The sequence below is a fragment of the Mesorhizobium sp. M1E.F.Ca.ET.045.02.1.1 genome, assembly GCF_003952485.1.
In the GTDB taxonomy this organism is placed as follows: Bacteria; Pseudomonadota; Alphaproteobacteria; order Rhizobiales; family Rhizobiaceae; genus Mesorhizobium.
The window spans coordinates 4,743,685-4,768,576 of record NZ_CP034447.1; the positions used below are offsets into that span (position 1 = coordinate 4,743,685).

The window sequence follows — 24,892 nt, forward strand, 5'->3', positions numbered from 1 at the left end:
TCGCTCTTTCCCCGAAGGGAGGAAGACAAATGTACTCGGTCAACTACCATCGCGCCGCCTCTGTCGCTGAGGCCGCCAAGCTGTTGAAGAGCGGCGATGCCAAGCTTCTGTCCGGCGGCATGACGCTGATCCCCGCCATGAAGACGCGGCTCGCGGCGCCTTCCGATCTGGTCGACGTGTCGCGGCTGAAGGACCTGCAGGGCGTCAAGGTGTCCGGCAAGACGGTCACCATCGGAGCGGCGACGACGCATTACGACGTTTCCAATGACGAGAAGCTGAAGAAGGCCTGTCCGGCGCTTGCCCATATGGCTTCGCTGATCGGCGATCCGGCGGTGCGTCACAAGGGCACGATCGGCGGCTCGATCGCCAACAACGATCCGGCGGCCGACTATCCGGCGGCGCTGCTGGCGCTGGGAGCGACCATCGTCACCAACAAGCGCCAGATCGCGGCCGACAAGTTCTTCAAGGGCCTGTTCGAGACGGGGCTGAAGGAGGGCGAGATCATCACGGCGGTGACCTTCACCGCGCCTGCCAAGGCGGCCTACCAAAAGTTCCGCAACCCGGCCTCGCGCTATGCGATCGTCGGCGTGTTCGTGACCAAGGGCAAGGATGGGGTCAGGGCCGCGGTGACCGGCGCCGGCGACGACGGCGTCTTCCGCTCCAAGGAAATCGAGGCGGCGCTGGCGAAGAAATTCGACGCCTCGGCGCTCGACGGCCTGAAAGTGCCGGCAAAGGGGCTGATGAGCGATATCCATGCCTCTGCCGACTACCGCGCCAATCTGATCGCGGTGATGGCGAAGCGCGCGGTGGCCGCTGCCAACGCTTGAACGCTGCTGCCTGGATGAAAAGGAGAGGGGCCGTCGCGGCCCTTTTTCTTTTGTATTTGCAGCTACTTGGCAGGAGCTACCTGAGAATTCATGCCTTCGCACTTGCACAAGATTATCCCGCATTGCAAAATAAGCGCGGCGGGAAACGAAGCGGTTCCCGGGCGCGGCTATCCGTGCCGGGGCCTCCGAGTTGCGAAGGGACGGCATGACCGACATCTCCGCGACGGCCGGCGCCCTGCCACGGGCCGCAGCCGACAAAGCGGCACGAACCAGGCTGGCCTATCTCGACGGCTGGCGCGGCCTGTCGATTGCGCTGGTGCTGATCGGCCACTTCTTCCCGGTTCCGGGAATCAATCTCGGGGTCCTCGGCGTCGAGTTCTTCTTCGTGCTCAGCGGTCGGCTGATGGGCGAGATACTGTTCATCGAACGCTTTCCGCTGAAGAAATTCTTCAAGCGCCGCTTCTCGCGCATCTATCCGGCGCTGCTGGTATTCGTGGCCACCGCAATGATCGGGCTCGCCGGCACGTTCATTGCCTTCAAGTGGAAGGCGGCGCTGACGGCGCTGACCTTCACCTATAACTATGCCGGCATTCTCGTTAACCGCGCCGGTGCGCTCGACCTTCTTCGCCACATTCTGGTCGCTCGCCATCGGGGCATTCTTATGTCATCCTGGCGCTGATCAGCGTGGTGGTGTCAGGGCGCGCCAATGTCGTGCGGCTGCTTGTGGCATTGTCATTGCTGGCAATGGCCAACGGCGCCATCTCATACTGGGTTCTCGGCATGGACTACGAGACCAGCTACTGGCGCACCGACGTGCACATCGCTTCGATCCTGCTGTCGGCCGCGATCTGCCTGCTCAAGGCCGACGGACGGTTGCCGGCCTTCGTGAGGAACCAGCATGTGGCGCTGGCGGCGGCCGCGGGCGCGGTGCTGCTGTTCCTCGATCCGGTGCCGACGCCTGTGCATTACATTCTCGGCGTGCCGCTGCTGGCGCTTGCGGTCAACGCGCTCGACTTCGCCGGCGGTTACCTGACCGGATTGCTGTCGTCGCGGCCGATGGTGATGCTCGGGCTGTGGTCCTATTCGCTCTATCTCTGGCAGCAGCCCTTCTACAAATTCGTCTATGACCGGGACAGCGCGCCGATCCCAATGCTGGCCGCGGTCTTCGCCTGCGCGCTGGCGAGCTACTACATCGTCGAAAAACCGGCGCGAGGCTGGCTCAACCGCAATTGGTGAATGTGGGTCAGACCTGGCTGCCCTTCCGCGCGGCGAGATAGCGCCGAAGCCCCGCTTCGCCGCGCGGCGTGGTCCAGCGGTGGTTCCAGGCGAATGCCGGCCTGAGCAACGGCGCCAGGAGTTTGAGGATCGGCCTCTCCACCGTGACCTGCCAGATCAAGTCGACGTGCGTACCGGTTCCAGACGGCGACAATTCGGCCCGCCACAGGCCGTCGAAATCGCCGAAGGTCTTCACCACCACCAGACGGCCTGGCTCGAGCTCGGCGGCCTCGATGACGAAGTTCAACTCGTAGGGCAGGGCGCCTCGCGCCCTGGCTCTGGCCCGCGAGCCGACAACACCCTTGCCCTTCCTGTCGAGGGGCTTGACTTCCTTGTAGGCGTCGCCCCACCAGAGCGGCAGCAACTCGGCGTCGGACAATACGTCCCACACTTCCTGCGGCGTCCCCTCCGGGATGTCCCAGCTTTCGTCGAAGCGGAAGACGTTGCTTGGCATGATGCCGCACCCCCAGCCTGCGGAGCACTCACATTAGCTGCAGCTTGTTTTGGTGGCCAGTGGCCGTTCAGCCGGTGATGGGTTTGGCGTAATAACGCACCGACTTCTTGCCGCCATGAATCACGGCATCGCCGACCTCGGCAAAGCCAAGCGCGGCGTGGAAGGCATCCGAGGCGGGGTTCGGCGGATCGGCATTGACCTCGCAGGTGACGATCGTGTGGCCGGCGCGCCGGGCATGGTCGAACAGATCCTCGTAGAGGCGCCGGGCATGGCCGCGGCCGCGCGCCTCGGCCGCTACAACCACCCGGTCGACATAGACGAAGCGCGGATAACGCTCGCGAAACCAGAGAAAATTCGGGCTGTCGTAGCGGGCGTTCTGATCGAAGCACATGATGAAGGCTTCGAGAGCACCGATGCGGCGCGTGTAGAAAGCCTGGCCGATAAGGAACGACAACCGCTCCGGCTCCAGCCAGGACAATTCGGCCGCATGTTCGTTGTTGAGGGCAAGGATGGCGGCCTCGGCAGCAGGCGAGACGCGTTCGATCGGCAGCCGATCCTTCGACATCGTTTCTTCCGGCATCAGGCCCTCGCGGCCGCGATGGTGGCCGCCACCTGGGTCTGGTCGGTCACCGTGGTGCGATATTCACGGTCGAGGTCGGTGCCACCCATGCCGACATGCGGGTTGCGGTAGCGCATGGCGCTCGGCACGTCGGCAAGCGCGGCGAAATGCATTTCGCTCAGCGCCGTTCGCCTCAGGACTTCACCGATATTGTCGGGCGCCAGCGCGCCGCAGCCAAGGATGATGATGCGCCCGCCCGCCTGGCGAACAAGCTGCGCGAGCAGATCGGCGCCTTCCAGCGCTGTGTCACGCTGGCCGCTGGTCAGCACGCGGCCGACCTTGCAGCGGATCAGCGCTTCGAGCGCCTCGGCTGGGTCCCGCGTCATGTCGAAGGCGCGATGGCAGGTGACGTTGAGCGGGCCGGCTGCCTGCGTCAGCTCGCTCATGCGCAGCTCGTCGACGGCGCCGTCAGCGGTCAGGCAGCCGACCACGACGCCGGCTACGCCGAGATCGCGCAGGGCGCCGACATCGGCAAGCATCGACCGATATTCGGCCTCGCTGTAGAGGAAATCGCCGCCGCGCGGACGCACGATGACATGAAAAGGGATGGTCGCGCGTTCGAGTGCGGCGCGCACCGTGCCGAGGCTCGGCGTGATGCCGCCTTCGACGAGGCTGGCGCAGAGCTCGACCCGGTCGGCGCCGGCGGCCTGAGCGGCGAGCAGGCCGTCAATGCCCTCGACGCAGATTTCGATCAGGGGTTTTGGGGCGTCGGTCACCAGTATCCATCCAGCCTGCAAGAGAGACCAGCCCTAGCATCGCGGCGATTGCCGCGGAAGCCGCTTCGATCGGTCCAGCGCGGGCTGTCGTCGAATTTGACGCAGAGCAATGCGGCATCGCGCCGCCGGCTATACGGATTGGCTTTTCTTCAACCTTGGGGACTTGGAAATGACATCTCATGAAACGGCCAGACGCAGCGTGCCAGGCACGATCGTCTCCATTTCGTCCATGGGAGCCGCCGCGACGGAAAGGGCTTCCGCCGCAAACTTGAACGAAAGCCCGATCATGACGGGCTTCCGGCGCTGGGAGGCGCTCAGGGATTCGATCTCCTTCGATATTTCCGACAATGATCTGAAACGCGTCTACCACGACATGTCCAAGATCGTGGAAGGCATGCTCGCAACTCCCGCCACAACCCCCAGGAGTTCGCGGCGCAGTTCATGGCCGTTTGCAGCGGTGATGAGATCGAATACCGGCAGGCTGCCCGCAAGCTTCACGCATACGCGCAAGCCCTCGTCGGCGTGGTGGTGCAATGAGCAACTACCGCCAGCGGTACCAGTCCGCGTCAATGCGTTCGGTCAGTTCTGCAAGATCGTGTTCTTGGCGCCTTGTTCGACCTGGTCGATCACCAGGAGCTTGACCGGGTCGGCGCCGATATTGGTGGCCTGGTGCCATTGGCCGATCATCTCGACGATGAAGTCGCCGGTTTTGTAGGTGTTGCTGGCGCCGGTCTCGACATTGGTGACCTTAAGCGTTCCGGCCTCGACATAGGCGTAGCGCGGGAAGGGGTGCTTGTGCACCGGCAAGGTCGCGCCCGGCGCGATCTGATAGGCCGAAACCTGAACCTCGACATTCTTCTGCGGCAGCGTGATCGGCTGGCCGGAGGCCGTGGTCGTCTTGGACGCAAGCGGGGTTACGACAACCGGTGTTCCGCTGCTGTCCAGGGCGTTGGCGCCAGTCGCGTAAAGGGCGGCCGTCAACAGCAGCGCCGATGCCAGAGTGTTTCGCACGATTTCCTCCCGAAAATGGTCGGCAAGATCGCGCAGGAGCCATCCGTGCGCAAGGACGGCACGTTGGAAACCTGGCATGGGCTTTGGAAAACTTGGCTCCCCGGGCTGAACGAAACGGCGAATTATGAGCTGCCGATCCCCTTCAGATCTGCGCCGACGAGCATTTTTGAGCGGCGCGTACTAGCGGCCGATTTCCGTGATTTTTTGCCGGTGAGATCTGACCGCCTCCAGCAGTTCGCGCTCGTTGGTGTGAGCGTTTCGAAAAATGGCCACAACCATCACCGCCAGAATTTCAGCGCCCAGGCCCAAAGGATCGAGCTCTTCATCCGCGCAGACCTGATTGAACACGCGTTCGCAAACATCCAGATCGAGAGGGCTAAGACAGGTGCGATTGAAACGCCGACGCAGCATTTGAGTGCCTTTCAGGGCCCGCCGTTCGTACTTTGCGGCGGGCCTTTGCTGTGGCCTAAGCGATAATAACGCTCATAGTAGCGGGGCAAAGATTACTCTGCGCCTCGTGATTGCGTTGTCAATAACCCCAAAATCTGCGCACACTCGCGGGATCTATATTGTCCGGAGGTCATCAGTTGATAATAATCTTGCCGCTTGTTTTCCGGTATGCAAAAGCCGCGGCGAAAGTCCGCCGCCTCTTTTGGTGTTCTGGTGCAACCGAGCTTGCTGGCGCTGACTTTCAAGCTCGCCAGCGAGCATCCGAGCTTCGCTGCAATATCTTTCAATGGCTCGTTGTTAACGTATCCATCAAGAATTATCTTGCGGCGAGCTTCTCCTTTGAGCTTTTCGTTCATTTCGTGGTCTCCTCAACATCGCTTTCACGATGCTGGAATCTATACGCACCAGTTTGAAGAGTGTCGTTATCTTCGCATCCAGAAACTTATCTCCGGATGCATTTCTTGCTGTAATCCAGCGTGATCGCCGATGCGGTCGACAGGCTTGCCAGATACCCGGGATACACCACATGATTGCGAGGGCATGGGCATACCGGAATCGGATATGGCACCACGCGCGATAGACGCTAAGAGGCAAGACGAAGCGCATGCTGGGCAAGCGCCGGAGCGTGAGCGACGCCGTTGGCCACGCGACGTTCAACCTGAGGCCGCCCCACCACTCGCGCCGGTGCTGGAGCCGTTGTCCTTCTCAACGCTCAAACTGGCACCAGAGGATCAATTCACCGCTTGGCAAGCGCATGTGGCGCCGCTTGTCGAGGTCAAGTTGCCGGATAACAAATCGCGGGACGACGGCTTTCCTGCCGACCACACGGCTTGGAATCTTGGTGGCATGCTGATCGTTGAGCAGCGCGCGCCGGCGCACAGCTATATGCGTTCCGCCGCGAAGCTTCGGTCCAGCTCGATCGACCACTGGTATGTCGTCTTGCCACATACTGGCCGGTCATGGACGGAGGTCGATCGCCGCGTCGCGGAGGGTCAGCCGGGCCAGTTGGAGATCAGATCGCTTGGCTACCCGTTTCGCGGAAGGACAACGGAATCCGAAAGTGTCTTTCTCTATTTGCCGCGTGATTTGTTCGCCGATGCGGCGGGGACCCTCGACGTAAACAACAATTCAATTCTGTCGGGCAACTTTGCTAACCTTCTGATCGACTACATCAACAGCATCGTAACAAGACTGCGCAATCTCACATCGGAAGATCTGCCCCGCATCGTACACGCAACACGCAGCATGATCATTGCCTGCCTCGCGCCTCCGGCCGAACATGCCGCGGCGGCCGAACAACTGGCGAGCGTCGCGCTGATGGAGCGAGCGCGTCGATACGTCCAAAACAATCTGGATGCGGCTCGTCTGACACCGGATTCGATGTGCCGGGCGCTCGGCGTCTCGCGATCTCGCCTCTATCAGTTGTTCGAACCGAGTGGTGGTGTTCTCCATTACATTCAAAGTCGCCGACTTTTGGCGGCCCATCTTGCGCTTAGCGATCCGGCGGACAGCCGGCGCATTGTTGAAATTGCGGAAGCCTTCGGGTTCAGTTCGGCGGCAAACTTCAGCCGGGCGTTCAGCAAGGAATTCGGTTACAGCCCCCGGGAAGGCCGCAGGACCATGGTATTGCCGCACCCGGCTCACTCTGTTTCGCCTGGCGAGCACGAGAAGGCCTCCTCCTTTGAGGATTGGCTCAAGGCGCTTGGACGCTGAGCAGGCCGTCGGCGTCGGTCGAGATCGGCGACGTTTTCATCAGAATGCGGCCCGGAGTTCTGCTGCGTGCCGGGTGGCAATCCCGTAACTGGGCACGGCGACTGCGTGGGCTGACGGCACCCCAAATAGCACAAGCCCTGGGAGAGATGCCGCGCCGATATCGAGATATGTACGCCGGGATAAGTATTTGGATGGGCAGCTAACGACAATGCGACCTCATTCGTAGATGTTTGCGATGACTTAGCGGGGGCTCGGCACAGGCGGCAGGTTTCCAAGTTGGGGGGAATATCGCACCGCCTGTGCCGATCGCGCCACCGCTGTCCGTCAAAGATGGTGGCGTAATCGAGGTTAGCGTGCCGGGGCGGCCGGCTGGCGTTCATTCCGTCGCAGAATGGCTTAGTGGGGGCCCGATGGCTTAGTGGGGGGCTCGGCACAGGCGGCAGGTGTCCGAGTTGGGGGACATCGGATCGCCTGTGCCGCTCGCGCCACCGCTATCCGTCAAAGATGGTGGCGTAGTTGGGTAAGCGTGACAAGGTGGACGGCGACCGGCTGGAATTCATTCCGCCGCAGATGCCAACTCTTGTCGAGCGGCCGCCCCAAGATGAGGGGTGGGTTCACGAGGCCGAACTCGACGGCTACCGGACGCAGATCATCATCGATACGGGCGGCGTGCGTCTCTACAACAAGAACGGCCGTGACTGGACGACAAAATACTGGCCCATCGCGCTGGCGGTCGAACTGCCATGCCGGGCCGCCATCCTCGACGGCGAGGTGATTGTGTCAGGCGTGCGGGGTGCGCCCGATTCCCCTGGGCTGGAAGCCGCGATCTGGAACGAGCCGAACCGGCTGGTGTTCGTCGCATTCGACATCCTCCATCTCGACGGTCGCAATCTTGCCTCCTTGCCCTTGCTGCAGCGCAAGCGGGCGCTGCGGCAATTGGTTCAGCCTGGCGCCGGCAAGATCCAATACTGTGAGCATTTTGAGGGCGACGCGCTGGCGCTCTTTCGCGCCATCGCGAAAATCGGGCTCAATGGCGTCATTTCGAAACGCGCCGACAGCCGCTACGAGAGCGGACCGTCTAAAACATGGCTGGAGACCGAATATTCGAGAAAGCCGATTTCGAATTGCTAGGGTAGTCCCGCGCGGGCAGCGAGCGCCGCTGCGCTCCCCGTGGGCCGCAATATTTCGACTCACGTCTGGCGCTGCGCCAATTATCTGCGAATTGCTAATTTAGTAAAGTTTAATTAATGTTCATCGTGTCGATAAACGGCCGTCAGTCGCAGCTGAGCACGCATCGCGACTACGCCGCACACCGCGCTTGTTAAGCATGCGAGTTGAAAGTTTGCCAAGCTTGACAGTTATGCTATTTTTTGACTGAGGGAGACATATTGGCGAGGCCTATGGAGGTGGCACTTGCATCCAAAGGCATCCGGCGCCGGCACGGAGAGTGAGGGGCCTTCCTCCAGCGCTCCAAGTACTGACGAAGCGCTTCTCGCTCACCTCTTGTCGAACACAGCCGATCTCGTGTCGTTCTATGACCGCGACTTCCGCCTGACGCACTACGCAACCAGACTCAAAGGCGTGTACGGCGGTGTGGTGACGCCGGGCGCCGCCATTTGGGAGGTCTACCCGAGCTTCCTCGATGCGAGGTGTCGCGACGAATTTCTCCGGGTGTTCCAGGGCGGCTCTCCGACAAGCATCGACTTGCCGCGATCATCGGGCGAGGCACCCCGGTCCGTTTTCGTCTTCGGCACTGCAAAAGGTGTAGGAATCATCGAATCGAGAGGGCAGGGCGGGCGGAGCGCAGCGGAGGAACAGGAGCATGTAGTTCTGCTCCACCAGGCGACGCACGACGTGCTGACCGGCCTGCAGAATCGGCGGCGGTTCGGCGAGCGGCTGCAGCAGGCACTGGCTGCCGTCGGCGGACCAAAGCCGAAAGCCGCGCTGCTGCAAATCGACCTTGACGATTTCAAAGCGGTCAACGACACGCTCGGCCATGGCGCGGGCGACACGCTTCTTCAACTCGCGGCAGGCCGAATCCGCGACGCGCTGCAGGAGGGCGAATCCGCGTACCGCTATGCCGGCGATGAGTTCGCCGTCATCCAATTGGCAAAGGAGCAGCCCGCGGAAGCGGAGCGCCTTGCCGGATCGCTCGTCGATGCGTTCAAGGAGCCGTTCGTCATCAACGACATCCCCGTGTTCGTTGGCTCCAGTATCGGAATTGCGTTCGCGCCGGAGCACGGGACCGATGGCGAGCAGCTGATGAAAGCCGCCGACATTGCCCTTTATGCAGCCAAGACGGATGGACGCGGCTGCGCTCGAATCTTCAACCGTGCGATGCTGCTCTTGCTCGAGCAACGCGAGAATCTGAGGCGTAGTCTTCGAACCGCGCTGAAGCGCGGAGAGCTCTATCTGGAATATCAGCCGCTCATTCGGCCTCCTTCGTCGGTGGTCGGTTTCGAAGCTTTATTGCGGTGGCGGCACCCCGAGATCGGAATCATTCCTCCCAGCGTGTTCATACCGATCGCCGAAGCCGACGGTCTGATGGACGAGATTGGACGATGGGTGCTCGATGAAGCCTGTCGCCAGGCATTGACGTGGCCTTCCTCGCTGACAGTCGCGGTCAACCTGTCGCCGGCTCAGTTCCTTAGCGGTTCGCTGACGGACACGGTCGCTGAGATCATCGATGAAGTTGGAATCCGGGCCGAACGACTTGAACTTGAGATAACCGAGACGGTTCTTCTCGAGAAGACGATCGACAATATCGATACACTAAATACTCTCAATGTCTTGGGAATACGCATTTCGCTGGACGATTTTGGAACGCATTATTCATCTTTAAGCTACCTGAAGAATTTCCCCTTCGATACGTTGAAGATAGACCAGTACTTTATTACTGACCTAGAGACTGATTCCAAAGGCCAAACGATCGTGCGATCGATCATAAATCTGGCGCACGGCCTGGGAATGAGCGTCACTGCCGAGGGCGTCGAGACGTCGGCGCAGGCACGGTGGCTGATCAAGGAAAACTGCGATTGCCTGCAGGGAAATTTCCTGGGACAGCCGCTCGGAATCGAGGCAATTGGCGATTTCATCAATCGGGTCCCGCGGAGGGTGGGACGAGCAATGGAGGAACAAACGGGGCGGGCTAGCGCCTTGCGCCCTATGTGAAGAGAGGAAACGATCGAGGCAGGTACTACGCAATTCTTCGAGTTAGTCCGTGACTTGCGCATCACGGTCGATCGTCTCGGAGGCCATCGCCCGCCGGGGCACAAATTCTGATGGAACAAGCGAGGTTGCCGATGAGATCTGTTCATCATGATCTGGCTGGCGAGCCGACTTTTGAGCCCATGATCCAGATCGACATGGAAATGAAGGCTTTTGTCTCCGCTTGGAGGCATTGCGATTATGTCTCGACCTACATGGCCCGCATGATCAGTCAAACCAGGTCGGATTCGGTACGGCACTCAAATCTCTTTTCCTCTGCCTTCAACGAATTACTGGAAGTCGTCTTTCGCACGCGCCATGCCGACGGCGAACTGGCATGCAGGGTGTCTCGCCATGGCGCGACGGATAGGATTGAGCTGACATTTCCTTGCGTGCCGGAGGAGCGCCAATTCTACGAAGAGGCCGTGGCGCAAGTCGCAGGATCCGAAGCCAGGGAGCGATACCTTAACTCGGTATCTGGGGATCTCGCGCCCAGCCGGGAGGTCGTACTCCTGGAACTGGCTGTCGACTACGGCGCGACACTCAGGGTCGAGGAAGCCGACGGCGACGCGATCAAGCTTGTCGTGGATCTTCTGCTTGAGGGCCAACAGAGGTGAGCCCCTACGACCTCCTCCCGCGTTTCAAGGCGCGCTACGACGCGAACAATCAGGAGTTCGCCATATCGGGGGTAGTCCGGCCCCAGGCGATCGATGAGCTTGGGCCCAGCATAGCCTTGCTCCGCGATGCGATCGACCGTGTGCGCGGCGTCCTCTACGTCAATGTCAGACGCCTGACGCAGATGAACAACGCGGCGTTTCACGCCTTTTCGAGGATCATCATCGACGCCTGCCGCGCTCGACCCGATCTGAGATTCGTCGTCATCACGTCAAGCGTCGTCGGATGGACATCACGAAAATTCGGTCGCTTGAGTAGGATCGAACCGAACATCACCGTCGAGGAGTATGACAGTGCATTCTATCCGGGACAGGGCTTCCTAGAGGAAGGCGGGTTCGTTCCAATCCTCCGCACCCAGACAAAGATGACCTGGCGCCATGAGCGCGCAATCTTGCCGCGACATGGCATGAGGCCTGGGATCGTTATGGCCGACATCTGCTGTGGGATCGGCGATTTCGCCGTGCTCGTGCAGAAGGAGTTCCAGCCATCTCGGATCGTCGCCCTAGACCACTCCATATCAAGCCTCGCCTATGCCCGACGCGTGATGCGGGAGTTCGATCTCCGGGGCATCGAATATACCTATGGCGATGCATCGGAGATGCTGCTCGACGAAGCGCAGTTCGACTTGGTGACCTGCCGGCATTCCCTTCAAATCTTCAATCGACCTGAACTCATCCTCAAGGAACTCTACCGCATATGCAGACCGGGCGGACGGGTCTACATCACCAACGAGAAGAATTCGCATTGCCTCGGCGAGCCGCGCGCCGAAAGCATTCGTTGGACATACAACGAGGTGGCGAAGCTGTTCGCGCATTTCGAGATGGATGTCGAGCTTGGGCCCAAGAGTCGGCGATACCTGATCGAAGCCGGATTCGAAGACATACGTGTCGAGACCTTCATGGTCACTAACCTGGACGGCGATCCGCAGGACTTCGCGGATGTCATTGCAGCCTGGGCGGATGTCTATGCGGGCGAGATGGCGACCAGGCGCGGCGACGGACCGGAATTCGTTGCGCGGTTCCGGCAGGGCTTCCAGGACCATATATTCGCTGCGCTCCACCCTAAGGGTTACGCGGGTTGGCCGATTTGGGTCGCTTCGGGGCGACGACCGCAATGAAAGCCGACAGCGGGCATACACCGCGCTTCGGCCTGCGCTCCTTTCGGGCGAAATTCGTATTGGTCGTTGGCGGCGCGGTGCTGTTCGATCTCCTGATGAGCGGTGGTCTGGCGCTTTGGAACGTTCAAAAGCTGTCGCACGATGCCACATCGGAAGTCGGCGAGGGCCTGACGACCGCAAACCAGGAATACATTCGTTCCTATGCCGAGTCGACGGCATTGAGTGTCGACCTGCTGCTCGATCGGGTTCATGGGGACGTCAAGGCGCTGGCCGGCGTGCTGCAGGCCCAGATCGACGATCCGAAGAGGCAGCAACAGGTCGGAGCGACGCTGGCGCGTGAAGCGCCCGGCTCCGTCAAGATCGTCTACGACGCGCAGGGCGATTGGGCGCAGAATCTGCCGGGCGCGCCTTCCGTGGTAAGCGTCTGGGGCTACCTGCTGGGCGCCGACCACAGTCCGCTGCCGGGCGTTCAGCAGGAAATAGAAGACAGTACCGTGATCGATCTCGTCGCGCCGACTCTCATGGCCAGCGGATCGTCCAAACTGCAGATGTACTATATTGGTCCAAAAGAACGGCCGATCTTCAGGACGGTGCCGTATACGAACCAGGCACAGACCTTCGACCGACTCTATCCAGGTCACAACAAGGCGGAGTTCTGGGAGTTCTTCTTTCCGGGAATCTATGGCTCATGGCAGCAGTGGGCGAGAGACCCGGCCTCGCGTCCGGTCCCCGACGATATTACCCAGACGGCGCCCTACACCGATGCCATCACCGGAAAGCTGATCGTCAGCTTTTTCCACCCGCTGTGGACGCGCGATCATACCGGTATCGCCGGCGTAGCGGGTGCAGATATCACGCTCGACCAGCTCGCGGAAGTCGTCGAGCGCGTGAAGATCGCCGAAACCGGGTTCGGCTTCCTCACGATGTCGACTGGCAACGTGGTGGCGATCAATCCGTCGAGCCAGGCGATCATCGGCCTGACGTCGTCGAGCGATGCGGGCACGCAGGGCGTCACCGGCCTGGAGAGGTCGCTGCGGGCAAGCACGCAGCCGGCTATCGCATCGCTGCCGCTCGACCAGAACAATGACGGGGTCATCCAGCACATCATGCTCGACAACAACGGCGAGCGGGTACCCTATATCGTCGTCCTCAAGAGGTTGAAGCCGATCAATCTGTGGAGTTCGGGGCCTGTCAAGTCCGAGACGATGTCGGTCGGGATCGTCGTTCCCGAACGGGAGATCTATGCGTCCCTGTTCACCGCGCAGCAGAGTATTTCGCGCGCAACCAACCGTATCCTGCTCTTTCAGATCGCCGCGATCGTCGTTTCGCTTCTGATCGTCTTTGCGGCGGTGCTCGGAATCTCGAAGCGCATCACCGCGGGCCTCAGGGCGCTCGCCAGTGCCGCGCAGAGGCTCCAGTCCAAAGACTATTCAGTGCGCGTGAGCATTCCAACACGCGACGAGGTTGGAGCGGCAGGGATCGCCTTCAACCGCATGGCTGAGCAGATCAGCTTTCACACGGAAAACCTCGAGCAACTCGTCGACGAACGGACCAGGGAGCTCGGCGACGCAAATCAGGAGATTTCCGCACTCAACGAAAAGCTGCGGGACGAGAACGTCCGCCTCGGCGCAGAGCTCGCGGTTGCCAGGCAGATCCAGATGATGGTCCTGCCGAAACCATTCGAACTCGAAGCGATTCCGGGGCTGGAGATCGCGGCCTACATGCGGCCGGCCGACGAGGTCGGCGGGGACTACTACGACGTCCTGCAGAACGGATCACGGGTCAAGATCGGCATCGGCGACGTGACCGGTCATGGTCTCGAGAGCGGCGTGCTGATGCTGATGGTCCAATCCGTTGCACGCGCCTTGCAGGAGGCCAACGAAGGGGATCCGCACCAGTTTCTGGTTCGGCTGAACAGCGCGATCTTCAAGAACATCGAGCGGACGAACACCAACAAGCATCTTTCGCTGGCCTTTCTTGACTTTGAGGATGGACGGGTGACGCTTTCCGGCCAGCACGAGGACGTTCTCGTCGTGCGCGCGGATGGGGACGTCGAACGCATCGATACGCTTGACCTGGGGCTGCCGGTTGGCCTGGAGAATGACATCTCGCAGTTTATCGACACGCGTGACATCGTGTTCGGGAGCGGCGACGTGATCGTGTTGCACACCGACGGAGTGACCGAGGCGGAGGACGAAGACAGAAGACTGTTCGGGTTCGATCGGCTCTGCAAGAGCGTGCAAAAGCGTCACGGCAGGAGCGCCGAGGAAATCAAGACCGGAATCGTCGAGGATCTGATGACCCATATCGGAATCCAGAAGATCCACGACGACATCACACTCGTGATCATAAGGCACACATAGAAATGACAGCGCTGTTCGGTACCCCTGACATTGCAATCGGGATGAAGGAGAGCGTCAGTCGTGTGCGGCTGTTCGACGGGCCTCTCGACTTGAGTTGGCGTCATTGTGCTACGACCTCGGACTTCATCGCCGATCTTTTCGCATTGCGCTTCCAGTCGTCCCGCAATGACTACATGGAGGTGCGGCACAGCATCGGATATCTGACCAACGAACTCATCGAAAATGCCGTCAAGTTTCGCGCACCGGGCGAGATCGTGATCGAGGCGTCGATGGATTCGGAGAGCTTCAAGCTCAAGGTGTCGAATGACGTCGATGGGGAAAACGCGTCCGAGTTCCAAAGCCTGCTGGCGGACATCACGGTTGGCGACCCCAAGGATCTGCTGATACAGCGAATTGAAGCGAATGCCGCGAACCCCGACGCGGGGCGCTCCGGGCTCGGATTGCTGACGTTGATGAGCGACTATGGCGCGCGCCTGGCCTGGATATTCAGCTCCGCCGACGAAAACGATCGGATCTGCCTGGAGACTTATGCCTCCATACCGATCTCGCAAACTCACAACTAATGAAACGAAGCCAGATTATGGAAATCAAGACGGACGACTACCGCGTGTGGACTGAGGGAAGCGATATATTTTTCGACGGTGCAATGCGGCTTGCCAGTTCCGAGGCCGGTGCGCCGATCACGGCTTTGGCGACCAGTGTTCTTGCCTCAAATCCCGCTTCCATCACGCTCAATTTGAAGGACCTTCACTTTCTCAACTCGTCCGGTATCAACCTGCTGGCGAAATTTACCATCGAGGTGCGCAAGCATCCCGATGTTCGACTCGTCGTGCGTGGAACGCCCGACATCCCTTGGCAATCGAAATCATTGCCGAATCTGAAGAAGCTGCATCCCGCCTTGGTGCTTTTGATGGACTAACCGAGTTGTCCGTCAGTCAACCTCTTCACCGGGGCTCAGTACGAAGACCCGCTGGCAAGAACGCTCGGCGATAGCTACCCCGGCGAGCAGTGCCGCAGGATCGGACCTAAGGGCGCAGGGGGTCTCCTGTTCACCGCAACGACCTGATCGAGATCCGGAATGATCGCCCCGAGCACCAGAAGGCCCACAGCGGGGCGGCAGCTGCCGCCTTTTCGCGCAAGCTCGCCGATAGGCCACCGACCGTCCGCGAACCCTGTTCGCAAGGGCGTGTCTGCGTAGGCCAAGCCTCCCTCTGTCGCCAATCCCTCATTGAACGGGAGTGTTATTGTTAACGGTTGCGCGCTAAGGTAGCGATCGGGCGAGGGGTGCCGTCACCAATGACGACTGTTAGATCGTTTTGTGGGCGCCCATGTTTTGGAACAAACGCTTTGTCCGAGTTGCAGTAGGGTTCCTGCTGCTGGTTGCCGCAGTTCTTGCTCTCTTGCCTGGACTCACGGGATATACCAGCCTCGACGGCACCATCAATGCGCGTTTCGCCGAGATCTCGGCCCCGATCGAGGGCACCGTGCTGCAGACGCCGCCGAAAACCGGCACGCACCTGCCAGAAAATGCAGTACTGCTGACGATCCGGAACGAGCGGGTGAATCGCGCCGTCGAAACATCGCTGGCCGCGGAACTTGAGACCACGCGGAACAGGGTGCAGGCGCTCGAAAATCAGCGCAGCGAGTTGGAGGCGCTGCGTGCCAGATTGGGCCGACGCTTCGATGCCTATAGCAAGGCGATGATCAACAGCATCGAACAGCAGATTGCGATTTCACGTCAACGCATCACGATGCTGGCGGCCCGGCGATCGGCGAGTGCGGCGGAACTCCAGCGCAATTCCGCGCTGATAGCGAGGGGCGTCGTTTCGCAGAGCAGTGTCGACGAGGCGCAAGCGACAGAGATCGCGGCCTCGGCGGAGGTCGAAGTCGAACACCTGACCCTGAAACGGCTGGAGCGGCAGCTGGAGGCGATGCGGCAAGGCGTTTTTCTCGAGGACGGGCAAAACGACGTTCCTTACTCGCACCAGCGGCAGGACGAGTTGGCGATCCAGATCGCCGATCTCGATGCGCGTGCCGCAGAAAGCCGCACCCGTCAGGGCGAGATTTCCAAGCAGCTGGCAGAGGAGGCGCGACGGGTCGACAGCCTTGAACGCGCGGTCATGACAATGCCCTTCAACGGCGTAATCTGGCGTAACAACGTCGTTGCGGGAGCCAACGTCGTCGCCGGAAACGAACTGCTGCGCGTGCTCGATTGCCGCGACCTTTTCGTGGATATTCTGGTTCCCGAGGTCGATTTCGACCAGATCTATCCGCGCCGAGCCGCGGACGTCCGCATCCTCGGGACTGATAATGTCATTGACGGTGAGGTCACTTCGGTTCGTGGCAATTCGGCGGTGGTAGAGGAGCCGACACTCGCGGCGATGCCTCCAAGCGGCAGAGGGCGCAACGCCCGGATCAGGGTGGCGCTCGCAAACTCGTCTCTCAACACCGACTACAGCAATTTCTGCCATGTCGGGCGGTCGGTCCAGGTCCGCTTCCACACGCGCAGCTTCACGATGGCCCAGTGGCTGACGAGGCTATGGTTCAGTATCTGGTAGCGCTGGCGCCGACCTTTCTGGTCGCGGCATTCTTCCTCATCTTCGTCCAAGGCTGGTCGCGGTACCAGACCTGGGCGCGCACCGTCACCTGCGCAATCGTTTTCGCGGTCGCTGTCCGGTATCTGTGGTGGCGTCTCACCGATACCGTGCTGCCCTATCCCGATGATGGCCTCGATTTCTATTGGGTGTGGTTTCTCTATGGCATCGAACTGCTCGCATTCTTCGACATAACGCTCTTCCTCATCATCATGAGCCGGTATGTCGACCGCAGCGCCCAAGCGGATGCGCTCGCAAGCGATTTCTTCCGCCGGCCTCGGCAAGAGCTTCCGACGGTCGACGTCTTCATCCCGACCTACAACGAACCATTGGACGTGCTCGAGCGAACCATCATTGGCGCGCTCGGCCTCCACTATCCCGGGGAAAAGCTGAAAGTATACGTCCTGGACGACCAGCGCCGGGATTGGCTTCGGCGGTTCTGCGAAGAAAAGGGCGCAATCCACGTTACCCGACCGGATAATGCCCACGCCAAGGCCGGCAACATGAACAACGGCCTTACGGTGAGCGATGGCGAGTTCGTTGCAGTGTTCGACGCGGATTTCGTGGCACACCGGAACTTTCTTCGACGCACACTGCCTTTCTTCACCGATCCCAGCATCGGCATCGTGCAGACGCCGCAGCATTTCTTCAACAGGGATCCCGTCCAGATCAACCTCGGACTGGAGCGGTCCTGGCCTGACGAACAGCGCCTTTTTTTCGATGAGATGGCGGCCAGCAGGGATGCCTGGGACATAAGCTTCTGCTGTGGTTCGTGCTCGATCACGCGTCGCGCGGCACTGGAGGCAATAGGCGGCTTTCCGACGGAATCGATCACCGAGGATCTGCTGACGACCCTGACGATGCTGAACAAGGGATACAAGACGCGCTACCTCAACGAGCGGCTTTCCATCGGGCTCGCCGCGGAAAACCTGAAGGGCTATTTCGTGCAGCGCCAACGCTGGTGCCAGGGCGGGATCCAGACGCTTTTCGTGCACAACGGACCCCTTCGCGGTCCGGGTCTCAGCCTGTTCCAGCGCATCATGTTCCTGCCTGTGAGCTGGCTCGTGCAGTATTTCGTGCGCCTGGCGATCCTCATCGTCCCTGCCATGTATTTCTGGACGGGGTATCCTCCGCTCTTCTTCACGGAAGCAGGCGATCTGGTCAGCCACCAGCTGCCTGTTCTCGTCGCCTATTTCCTGCTGATGCACTGGATCACGCCGACGCGCTATCTGCCGGTGGTTTCGAGCGCTGTCGGCGCCTTCTCCACCTTCCGGATGCTGCCGACGGTGATTTCGAGCCTGATCCGGCCATTTGGGCGGCCGTTTCGGGTGACACCCAAGGGAAGCTCGAATGTCGACAACAAATTCGACGGCTACACCTTTGCCTGCCTGGCAATATTGATTGCGGCCACTGCGCTCGGACTTGTGATCAACATCATTCCGGAATGGGCGCGCATTCCTCCGGGGGAATTCTCGCCAGTCGCAATCTATTGGGCACTGGTGAACCTTGTGGTGCTCACGATTGCGGCGCTGATCTGTTTCGAGAAGACGAATCCCGCCTCCGAGAGCCTCCGTGCGGACGAGCCGGCGCGGTTTGGCGGCATCGCCGGGCGGGCTGTCAGCCTCACGCTCGGCAAAGCCGTGGTCGAAATCCCCATCGGAACCGACGTCGAGACCGGCAAGGTCGTCGAAGTAGCGCTGCACGGCGTCGAGCCCTTCGAAGCGGAACTCAGGGTTGTCACCAGGCGCGCACAGGGGAGACGCCGGGATACCAGCCCGTTCAAATATGGCCATCTCCATTACGATCTGACTGGAGCGGCGCGCGACCAGATGATCGTTAAGCTCTACACCGGCGACTACTCGCAGGATATCGAGGAGCTTCGGCGGCGGACCGTGGCCGCCGGCCTGTTCTCACGGACGTTCGGGCCGGACTATCAACGCGCATAGCCAAATCTCTCTGGCAATCATGCTCAGGGCCACGGCCGAGGGAAAAGCCGACATAGCTCATGCACCGCACGCGTCAGCGTCAGAGGTCGCTCCCGAGCTAACGCTTCTGGAGGGCCATGATCGTTTCGGCGATGCGGCGGCGGCTTCAGCTCTCCGACGTCAGCTCGTCCCGGACCAGCTGCGAGACTGTTGGCTGGTTTCGCTTCAGGTAGCGTGCGTTGATCGTCGCCTGGACGATTTCCTCCCGCTTCTCGTGCAGGCGATACAACCCTAGTCAGTTGTACCGGTGTGCCGACGCCGATCGTGCCAATGTCCCGACCTTGCCAAGGCCCGTTGCACCGGACCATCTGGTGCTTGAGGCGAAATCGTAAGCAAAATATTAGCTATTCTGCAGATAAGATAAGAGAATCCGCAAGGGGCAATAGATCCTTGATCTTGATAGCTCTGTGGGAAGCAGTTAACTTAGGACCGCTCGCAGATAGACTGAACGTATGCATGGAATATTGGTCTGCATAGGAGCGATCCCGATTGCCGCTGGCGAGCCAAGGGAGCAACGATGGGAGCTGATGCTCCGCATGCATCGGCAATGGTGAATGCGCCGCAGGCGCGGCGCTGGATGCGTTTCCTGTGGGTCCTTGCGCCACCAATGCTCTTGATCGCTGCCGCAGCGATTGTTCGATTGAGCCTTGGACCGGTCTTGGAGAGGCTGCCGGCAGACTACACCGGTAGCGTCATACTCGAATCGGACAGCCGCTTTCGGCAGACGCCGGATGCGGCCTTCTCCGCGTTCCACCAGAACGGCCGTCGTGTCGACCAAGTGCTGAGCGCCACCGGCGACGTTGCCATCGTCCAGAGCCATATCGATTGGACGACCGACACCGGTGAGGTCAACTATCAAACCACGGGCCTTTATGGCGTCGATCGCAAGACCCGCCGGAATGTGGCGGGTTACGGCGACCTTAGCCGCAGCGGGCAATTCATGTTCCCGCCGCAGCTGAGAGACGTCGCTGATGAGGTCTGGGACCCCTATTATGGCGGTCCACGACACTTGGCTTTCGATCGCAATGAGGTGGTCGATGGTCTGGCGCTCGCAGTGTACCGCTTCACGATTGCGGACCTCGATGAGACCAAGACCTATGATTATCTTCCCGACGTACCCGAGCGCTTCGGGGTCGGGACTGACGGCGAAGGCTTTCTGTGGGTCGAGCCCGTCTCAGGTACCCTCGTCGACATGACGGATAATGGCCACAGCTTTTTCGTCGATCCAGCCACGGGGAAGTCGATAGGCGACTTTAGTGTCTGGCAGGCTAGATATTCCGCGCAGTCCAAGGCGGACCTGTTCGGCATGGCGACTTCGGTCCGACGGCGCATATTGGCGGCGAAGATCTGGCTGCCCGCTGCCCTTCTAGCGCTGGCTCTCGCCTGGTTGGGGATCGGTTTGCTGCGGCTTCGCCGCCGCGCGCGACCGAGTGCGGAATGAGCATGCGACCGCATGCAGATCCGCAAGAGCCCTTGCCGCTCTTGCGGCTTGGGATTTCACAAAAGCTTACCCTGCTTTTTGCGCTCTTCGCTGCAATTCTTCTCGGCGCGACCGGATGGCTGGCGTTCAACCAGGGCAGGGCGGCGCTTGAGAGCAGCGTAGTTGCCGAGGTCCAATCGCGTGCACTGGAAAAACAGGCCGCGATCGGGTCATGGCTTGACGGGCAGCTGAGCGAGCTGCGAGGGCTCAGCGAATCGCCCCACATTGTCGAAGACTTCAGCAAGCTTGCCGGTCTTCCTGCGGATGCGACGCCTGACGATTGGGCTGACTTCCGCGAAGATCTTGCAGCGCGCACCGGAGGGGGCGAGGACTTTGTGGCACTTTTCGTGATGGAACCGAAATCGGGCCGAGTCCTGACGGCAACGGATCCTACCGATCGCGGCCGCCAGGGCGCGGGTGAGCCTTATTTCACCAATGGCAAGAACCGCGCCGGCCTCTACCTGGTGCCGGACCGTTCAAGGAACCTCACCCTGTTGTCGCCGTTCTTGTCCGCGCCGCTTCGTGCCGGGAACGGCGCACTTGTTGCCGTTCTGGTCGCCCGTCTCGGAACGGAGAGTTTGGCTGGTACCGTCGATCGACGAGCGGGGCTCCGCGCGACCGACGAAGCATACTTGATCGACACGCATAAGCAGTTTGTCAACAGACCGCGCCTGCTGACCGACGCCGACGCGAGCACCATTACCTCGGACCGAAGCGTGGCGGCCCGGCTCTGTCTTGACCACAATGATGGGCTGGATCTCTCCAATGACTACCGCGGCGTTCCGGCGATCACCGTTTATCGCTGGATGCCGAAGTTTGGTTTGTGTCTCATCACAAAACTCGACAAGGCCGAAGCATTCGCCCCTGTTTATCAACTCGGCCAGAGCCTCGCGATCGCTGGTGGCCTGCTTTTGCTCGTCGCATCGGCAGCGTCGGGATTGTTGTCGCGAACCATCACCAACCCCATCCGCCGCATCGAGGCGGGCGCCAGACGAGTCGAGGCTGGCGAGCGGGATGTGGTGTTGCCTGAATCGTCGAGCGACGAGCTCGGTCGTTTGGCGCGTGCCTTCAATCGAATGACGACCGCGCTCAAAAGCCGGGAATCCGAGCTGCACGCGCATGCTGCCACCCTGGAGCAGCGTGTCGCGGAAAAGACACGCGAGCTCGACCTGAGGGCAAGCGAGTTGGCCCGGTCGAACATCGAGCTGGAGCGCTTCGCCTATGTCGCCTCGCATGACTTGCAGGAGCCGCTGCGAATGGTGGCAAGTTATACCCAACTGCTTGGCAGACGTTACAAGGGACGGTTGGATGCCGATGCCGACGAGTTCATCCATTTTGCCGTGGACGGCGCTGCGCGGATGCAGGCATTGATCAACGACCTGCTGGTCTACTCACGTGTCAGCACGCAGGGCAGCGCGTTCGAGGCGATCGATTGCAACCTTGTGGTCGAGCGCGCCTTGACGAACCTCAAGGCGGCGCTGATCGAGAGCGGCGCAATCATCCGAAAGTCCGAACTGCCGAAAATCGATGCCGATCGATTCCAGTTGGTCCAACTGTTCCAAAACCTGATCGGCAACGCCATCAAGTTCCGTGGCGAGCGCGTCCCGGAAATTGACATCGCGGCGCGGCGAGACAGCGGGGAATGGTTATTCTCGATCGCGGACAATGGTATCGGGATTGATGCCAAGTACATCGAGCAGCTTTTCGCCGTTTTCAAGCGCTTGCACACACGGGCCGAATATCCGGGGAACGGCATCGGTCTCGCCATTTGCAAGAAAGTCGTCGAACGCCACGGCGGCCGAATTTGGGTCGAATCCGAGGTCAACCATGGCTCGACCTTCTTCTTCACGCTTCCCTGCCGGGATATAGAGGACACTAGCCAAGCACGGAAGTTGGCTCCAACATCTTCGGCACCTCAAATGGATACGGTATGAACATCAACTCGACTGAACGCGCCATCAACATCCTCCTCGTCGAAGACAATCCAGGCGACGCTCGGCTCACGATCGAGGCGTTGCGAGACGCAAAGGTGCGCAATGAACTCAACGTCGCGCAAGACGGAGTCGAGGCCATGTCAATGCTACGGCGGGAAGGGCGCTACGCCGACGCGCCACGTCCTGACCTGATCCTGCTTGATCTCAATCTGCCCCGAATGGACGGCCGCCAGGTTCTCGCCGAAATCAAGGCGGACGAAAACTTGCGGCGTATCCCGGTTGCGGTGCTGACCACTTCGCAGGCCGAGAAAGATATCCTGACCAGCTACAACCTGCATGCCAACTGTTACATCACCAAGCCCGTCGACCTGGATGAATTCGTACGCGTGGTACGGGGCATCGAGAACTTCTGGCTCTCGATTGTGAAGCTACCGCCGGAGTAATGCGAGTTGAGCGAAAGCCCGTTAAACATACTCCTCGTTGAAGACAATCCCGGTGATGCTCGGCTGATCCGGGAACTGCTCGCGGAAGGCAGTGGCACGAGCTTCGTGATCTCTGAAGTGAATCGGTTGGCCCATGGCCTCGAGCAGTTCGCCGACCAGAGCTTCGATCTCGTATTGCTCGATTTGTCTCTCCCCGACAGCACGGGTTTGGACACGCTTCGGCGGTTTCAGGCGACAGCCCCCGACGTCCCGGTCATCGTGCTGACCGGCCTCAACGACGAAGGATCGGCGATTCAAGCGGTTCGCGACGGCGCTCAGGACTATCTCGTCAAGGGGCAAATCGACGGGCAGCAAATTGTGCGCGCCATTCGCTATGCCCGGGAGCGCCATAGGATGGTGCTGCAGATAAGGGACTTGTCGCTCGTCGACGACCTTACCGGCCTTCACAACCGCCGTGGCTTCGCAGTGCTCGCCAGAGAGGTGGTGAAGCGCGCCGCCAGGACCAGAACGGGGTTGGTGGTGACCTTCGTCGATCTGGACGGCATGAAGCACATCAACGATTATTTTGGCCATGAGGCGGGTGACCGGGCGTTGATCAGGACCGCGGAGGTTTTGCGTTCCGTCTTCCGGGAGTCCGATGTGATCGCCAGAATCGGTGGCGACGAGTTTATCGCGATGGCAGATGGCGTCGACGGGACAGCCGTCGAACTTCTCCGTCGCCGCCTCACGAGCGCCGTGGAAGATCACAATAGCGAATCGGCGGGGGAGCCGGCGCTGGCCCTCAGTTTGGGCTTCGCCCACCACAATCCAACAACGGAAACGTTGAAATCTATCGACGATTTGATCGCTGAGGCGGACGAGGCGATGTACGTGGATAAAGATAGCCGTCGGACCAAGGCAGCCCGCCGATAGCCGAGGAAATAGGGCTGGACGGCGGACCCTGCGGCCGGCTGCTTCGTCAAGCGGATGCTAATATTTTCGCAAGTACATGGAACAGACGTTCGCCATTGCTGGTTGTGGCTGGCAGCGGTCATGTCCGCTTCTGGGTCGAGAGCCCGTCGCCACATGGTCCCGGCGACGGGCTTTTATTAAAGCGCGTCACGCTGAAATGAATTCAGGCGACGCGCTTTAAGTCTTTGTTTTGATGCATGTCGTTCTCCCAAAACCGCTGCGCACTTTTGGGCGAGATAATCCTAAAAATTAGCAGTGCCGGGCGTTGAAAGCCGGTGCATAGTGGATGTCTGCCCCGTCCACACCGGGGTAACGGGCCCGGCCTGTACGCCCTAGTCACCCCTCGACTCCCCGACAGGCCGGGTACCTGTGTCCCCCAATGTGCCTGGTGTCGTCACCTCCGGCTTAATGCTGCGGAATCTTACGTGTGACCTGAACGGCTCGCCCTCTTGATCGTTGAATAGGTTAAGAGGTCGATTTCATGAGCAACAAGAACGGCAATGCAGGCACAGGCGAAGGCGTCCTTTTGCTGCTGGCGGATAGGTTGGTCAGAGAGGCGGGTATCACTCAAGAACAGGCTCATGAGCTGATCAAGTTGATTGGAACTGACTGGAGTTCTCTGCTTCGGGAGGCCCACATTCTCAAAGAGCGGCATCGATTATGAGCGAACGCGGGGCAGAGTTCTTTGGAAAGTGGATCACCGACAACGTGATGCGCGGCAACGTAGGCGCGGACATCATTTCTGTAGCGGAGCTGACGACCAAGCTGTTCACCGATGCGAAGGCCGCAGGTATTTCCGAGGACGAGATTGAAGAGGAAATCGGCAGTGCCTATGAGGCGATCCGGGCTGCGATTAACGGCTCCAGAGACATCGAAGAATCCGATTGACCCCTTGGCAATCGGCAAGCGATGAGGAATATAATCCTTCCCGGTGCGGCGACCCTATTCACGAAGATCGCCGCTGTTCGACTAAGACATGATCCTTCATTGCCCAATCTGCAATCGGGCGATGGTCAGGAAGGGTTACTGGATCAAGAGCGTCAAGGCATTCACCTGCGACGGATGCCATAACGAGATG

The 24,892-nt window shown here is 60.3% G+C and carries 25 protein-coding genes; 20 read left to right on the forward strand and 5 right to left on the reverse strand.

The annotated features are described in order from the left end of the window. Positions 1-29 precede the first annotated feature (29 nt). From EJ070_RS22785 to EJ070_RS37175, 3 genes are all read left to right on the forward strand, one after another. Positions 30-827 carry a xanthine dehydrogenase family protein subunit M gene (locus tag EJ070_RS22785; RefSeq protein WP_126093367.1) on the forward strand — a complete coding sequence of 266 codons (798 nt, stop codon included), beginning with the start codon at positions 30-32 and terminating at the stop codon, positions 825-827. A 205-nt stretch (positions 828-1,032) separates the two neighbouring features. Next, on the forward strand, positions 1,033-1,506 hold the full coding sequence (locus EJ070_RS37170; RefSeq protein ID WP_245464644.1) for an acyltransferase family protein: 474 nt from the start codon (positions 1,033-1,035) through the stop codon (positions 1,504-1,506). A gap of 5 nt (positions 1,507-1,511) precedes the next feature. Then, the gene (locus tag EJ070_RS37175; protein ID WP_245464645.1) at positions 1,512-2,063 is read left to right on the forward strand and encodes a hypothetical protein; all 552 of its coding nucleotides are present in this window, start codon (positions 1,512-1,514) and stop codon (positions 2,061-2,063) included. Positions 2,064-2,070: 7 nt separating this feature from the next. On the opposite strand, the gene EJ070_RS22795 is transcribed toward EJ070_RS37175, so the two are convergent. The 4 genes from EJ070_RS22795 to EJ070_RS22810 all read right to left on the reverse strand — a co-directional run bounded on the left by EJ070_RS22795 (position 2,071) and on the right by EJ070_RS22810 (position 4,902). Further along, positions 2,071-2,556 carry an SRPBCC family protein gene (locus EJ070_RS22795; RefSeq protein ID WP_126093368.1) on the reverse strand — a complete coding sequence of 162 codons (486 nt, stop codon included), beginning with the start codon at positions 2,554-2,556 and terminating at the stop codon, positions 2,071-2,073. A 67-nt stretch (positions 2,557-2,623) separates the two neighbouring features. After that, on the reverse strand, positions 2,624-3,136 hold the full coding sequence (locus EJ070_RS22800; protein WP_189350006.1) for a GNAT family N-acetyltransferase: 513 nt from the start codon (positions 3,134-3,136) through the stop codon (positions 2,624-2,626). After that, a complete protein-coding gene (locus EJ070_RS22805) occupies positions 3,136-3,891 on the reverse strand; it encodes a copper homeostasis protein CutC (RefSeq protein WP_245464646.1) in 756 nt (251 codons plus the stop codon). Before EJ070_RS22805 ends, EJ070_RS22800 begins: the two co-directional genes overlap by 1 nt. 579 nt (positions 3,892-4,470) lie before the next feature. Then, positions 4,471-4,902, reverse strand: coding sequence for a cupin domain-containing protein (locus tag EJ070_RS22810; protein ID WP_126093369.1), 432 nt, complete (start codon positions 4,900-4,902; stop codon positions 4,471-4,473). A gap of 15 nt (positions 4,903-4,917) precedes the next feature. On the opposite strand from EJ070_RS22810, the gene EJ070_RS22815 reads away from it, so the two are divergent. Then, positions 4,918-5,379 carry a hypothetical protein gene (locus EJ070_RS22815; RefSeq protein WP_126093370.1) on the forward strand — a complete coding sequence of 154 codons (462 nt, stop codon included), beginning with the start codon at positions 4,918-4,920 and terminating at the stop codon, positions 5,377-5,379. Between the two features lie 26 nt (positions 5,380-5,405). Here EJ070_RS22815 and EJ070_RS22820 read toward each other — a convergent pair whose 3' ends face one another. Next, positions 5,406-5,708, reverse strand: coding sequence for a hypothetical protein (locus EJ070_RS22820; RefSeq protein ID WP_126093371.1), 303 nt, complete (start codon positions 5,706-5,708; stop codon positions 5,406-5,408). Between the two features lie 205 nt (positions 5,709-5,913). On the opposite strand from EJ070_RS22820, the gene EJ070_RS22825 reads away from it, so the two are divergent. The 16 genes from EJ070_RS22825 (at position 5,914) to EJ070_RS22900 (ending at position 24,702) form a co-directional block, all read left to right on the forward strand. Further along, complete coding sequence (locus EJ070_RS22825) at positions 5,914-7,065, forward strand: AraC family transcriptional regulator (RefSeq protein ID WP_245464647.1); 1,152 nt, start codon at positions 5,914-5,916, stop codon at positions 7,063-7,065. 516 nt (positions 7,066-7,581) lie between these two features. After that, entirely contained in the window at positions 7,582-8,196 is a 615-nt protein-coding gene (locus tag EJ070_RS22830) for a DNA ligase (protein WP_126093372.1), read from the forward strand. Positions 8,197-8,568: 372 nt separating this feature from the next. Beyond that, the gene (locus EJ070_RS22835; protein WP_126095866.1) at positions 8,569-10,236 is read left to right on the forward strand and encodes an EAL domain-containing protein; all 1,668 of its coding nucleotides are present in this window, start codon (positions 8,569-8,571) and stop codon (positions 10,234-10,236) included. Positions 10,237-10,415: 179 nt separating this feature from the next. Next, entirely contained in the window at positions 10,416-10,889 is a 474-nt protein-coding gene (locus tag EJ070_RS22840; RefSeq protein WP_245464648.1) for a ubiquinone biosynthesis methyltransferase UbiE, read from the forward strand. Continuing rightward, positions 10,886-12,064: a class I SAM-dependent methyltransferase gene (locus tag EJ070_RS22845; RefSeq protein WP_126093374.1), complete on the forward strand. Its 1,179-nt coding sequence runs from the start codon at positions 10,886-10,888 to the stop codon at positions 12,062-12,064. Before EJ070_RS22840 ends, EJ070_RS22845 begins: the two co-directional genes overlap by 4 nt. Continuing rightward, positions 12,061-14,427, forward strand: coding sequence for a SpoIIE family protein phosphatase (locus EJ070_RS22850; protein WP_126093375.1), 2,367 nt, complete (start codon positions 12,061-12,063; stop codon positions 14,425-14,427). Before EJ070_RS22845 ends, EJ070_RS22850 begins: the two co-directional genes overlap by 4 nt. A 2-nt stretch (positions 14,428-14,429) precedes the next feature. Next, positions 14,430-14,990, forward strand: a complete 561-nt coding sequence (locus EJ070_RS22855; protein ID WP_189350008.1) for an ATP-binding protein — start codon at positions 14,430-14,432, stop codon at positions 14,988-14,990. 17 nt (positions 14,991-15,007) lie between these two features. Further along, positions 15,008-15,346, forward strand: a complete 339-nt coding sequence (locus EJ070_RS22860) for a hypothetical protein (protein ID WP_125005859.1) — start codon at positions 15,008-15,010, stop codon at positions 15,344-15,346. A gap of 409 nt (positions 15,347-15,755) precedes the next feature. Next, positions 15,756-16,985, forward strand: coding sequence for an HlyD family efflux transporter periplasmic adaptor subunit (locus tag EJ070_RS22865; RefSeq protein ID WP_126093376.1), 1,230 nt, complete (start codon positions 15,756-15,758; stop codon positions 16,983-16,985). Beyond that, positions 16,967-18,967: a glycosyltransferase gene (locus EJ070_RS22870; RefSeq protein WP_126095868.1), complete on the forward strand. Its 2,001-nt coding sequence runs from the start codon at positions 16,967-16,969 to the stop codon at positions 18,965-18,967. Before EJ070_RS22865 ends, EJ070_RS22870 begins: the two co-directional genes overlap by 19 nt. Positions 18,968-19,523: 556 nt before the next feature. Further along, the gene (locus EJ070_RS22875; protein ID WP_126093377.1) at positions 19,524-20,447 is read left to right on the forward strand and encodes a porin PorA family protein; all 924 of its coding nucleotides are present in this window, start codon (positions 19,524-19,526) and stop codon (positions 20,445-20,447) included. After that, positions 20,444-22,420 carry an ATP-binding protein gene (locus EJ070_RS22880; RefSeq protein ID WP_210211957.1) on the forward strand — a complete coding sequence of 659 codons (1,977 nt, stop codon included), beginning with the start codon at positions 20,444-20,446 and terminating at the stop codon, positions 22,418-22,420. The genes EJ070_RS22875 and EJ070_RS22880 overlap by 4 nt, the downstream gene beginning before the upstream one ends. Further along, on the forward strand, positions 22,417-22,863 hold the full coding sequence (locus EJ070_RS22885) for a response regulator (protein WP_126093378.1): 447 nt from the start codon (positions 22,417-22,419) through the stop codon (positions 22,861-22,863). Before EJ070_RS22880 ends, EJ070_RS22885 begins: the two co-directional genes overlap by 4 nt. 6 nt (positions 22,864-22,869) lie before the next feature. After that, a complete protein-coding gene (locus tag EJ070_RS22890) occupies positions 22,870-23,775 on the forward strand; it encodes a GGDEF domain-containing response regulator (protein ID WP_126093379.1) in 906 nt (301 codons plus the stop codon). Positions 23,776-24,295: 520 nt separating this feature from the next. After that, positions 24,296-24,478 (forward strand): hypothetical protein, encoded by a 183-nt coding sequence (locus EJ070_RS22895; RefSeq protein ID WP_126093380.1) that lies wholly within the window; start codon positions 24,296-24,298, stop codon positions 24,476-24,478. Next, entirely contained in the window at positions 24,475-24,702 is a 228-nt protein-coding gene (locus tag EJ070_RS22900) for a DUF768 domain-containing protein (RefSeq protein WP_126093381.1), read from the forward strand. The genes EJ070_RS22895 and EJ070_RS22900 overlap by 4 nt, the downstream gene beginning before the upstream one ends. The last annotated feature ends 190 nt before the right edge of the window (positions 24,703-24,892 follow it).

Excerpts from the sequence above, each read along its gene's own strand:
- EJ070_RS22815 (WP_126093370.1), top strand. The coding sequence starts at position 4,918 with ATGGTCGGCAAGATCGCGCAGGAGCCATCCGTGCGCAAGGACGGCACG.
- EJ070_RS22895 (WP_126093380.1), top strand. The coding sequence starts at position 24,296 with ATGAGCAACAAGAACGGCAATGCAGGCACAGGCGAAGGCGTCCTTTTG.
- EJ070_RS22875 (WP_126093377.1), top strand. The coding sequence starts at position 19,524 with ATGGGAGCTGATGCTCCGCATGCATCGGCAATGGTGAATGCGCCGCAG.
- EJ070_RS22855 (WP_189350008.1), top strand. The coding sequence starts at position 14,430 with ATGACAGCGCTGTTCGGTACCCCTGACATTGCAATCGGGATGAAGGAG.
- EJ070_RS22885 (WP_126093378.1), top strand. The coding sequence starts at position 22,417 with ATGAACATCAACTCGACTGAACGCGCCATCAACATCCTCCTCGTCGAA.
- EJ070_RS22840 (WP_245464648.1), top strand. The coding sequence starts at position 10,416 with ATGATCCAGATCGACATGGAAATGAAGGCTTTTGTCTCCGCTTGGAGG.
- EJ070_RS37170 (WP_245464644.1), top strand. The coding sequence starts at position 1,033 with ATGACCGACATCTCCGCGACGGCCGGCGCCCTGCCACGGGCCGCAGCC.
- EJ070_RS22785 (WP_126093367.1), top strand. The coding sequence starts at position 30 with ATGTACTCGGTCAACTACCATCGCGCCGCCTCTGTCGCTGAGGCCGCC.
- EJ070_RS22900 (WP_126093381.1), top strand. The coding sequence starts at position 24,475 with ATGAGCGAACGCGGGGCAGAGTTCTTTGGAAAGTGGATCACCGACAAC.
- EJ070_RS22850 (WP_126093375.1), top strand. The coding sequence starts at position 12,061 with ATGAAAGCCGACAGCGGGCATACACCGCGCTTCGGCCTGCGCTCCTTT.
- EJ070_RS22820 (WP_126093371.1), bottom strand. The coding sequence starts at position 5,708 with ATGAACGAAAAGCTCAAAGGAGAAGCTCGCCGCAAGATAATTCTTGAT.
- EJ070_RS22880 (WP_210211957.1), top strand. The coding sequence starts at position 20,444 with ATGAGCATGCGACCGCATGCAGATCCGCAAGAGCCCTTGCCGCTCTTG.
- EJ070_RS22825 (WP_245464647.1), top strand. The coding sequence starts at position 5,914 with ATGGCACCACGCGCGATAGACGCTAAGAGGCAAGACGAAGCGCATGCT.
- EJ070_RS22865 (WP_126093376.1), top strand. The coding sequence starts at position 15,756 with ATGTTTTGGAACAAACGCTTTGTCCGAGTTGCAGTAGGGTTCCTGCTG.
- EJ070_RS22860 (WP_125005859.1), top strand. The coding sequence starts at position 15,008 with ATGGAAATCAAGACGGACGACTACCGCGTGTGGACTGAGGGAAGCGAT.
- EJ070_RS22795 (WP_126093368.1), bottom strand. The coding sequence starts at position 2,556 with ATGCCAAGCAACGTCTTCCGCTTCGACGAAAGCTGGGACATCCCGGAG.
- EJ070_RS22870 (WP_126095868.1), top strand. The coding sequence starts at position 16,967 with ATGGTTCAGTATCTGGTAGCGCTGGCGCCGACCTTTCTGGTCGCGGCA.
- EJ070_RS22800 (WP_189350006.1), bottom strand. The coding sequence starts at position 3,136 with ATGCCGGAAGAAACGATGTCGAAGGATCGGCTGCCGATCGAACGCGTC.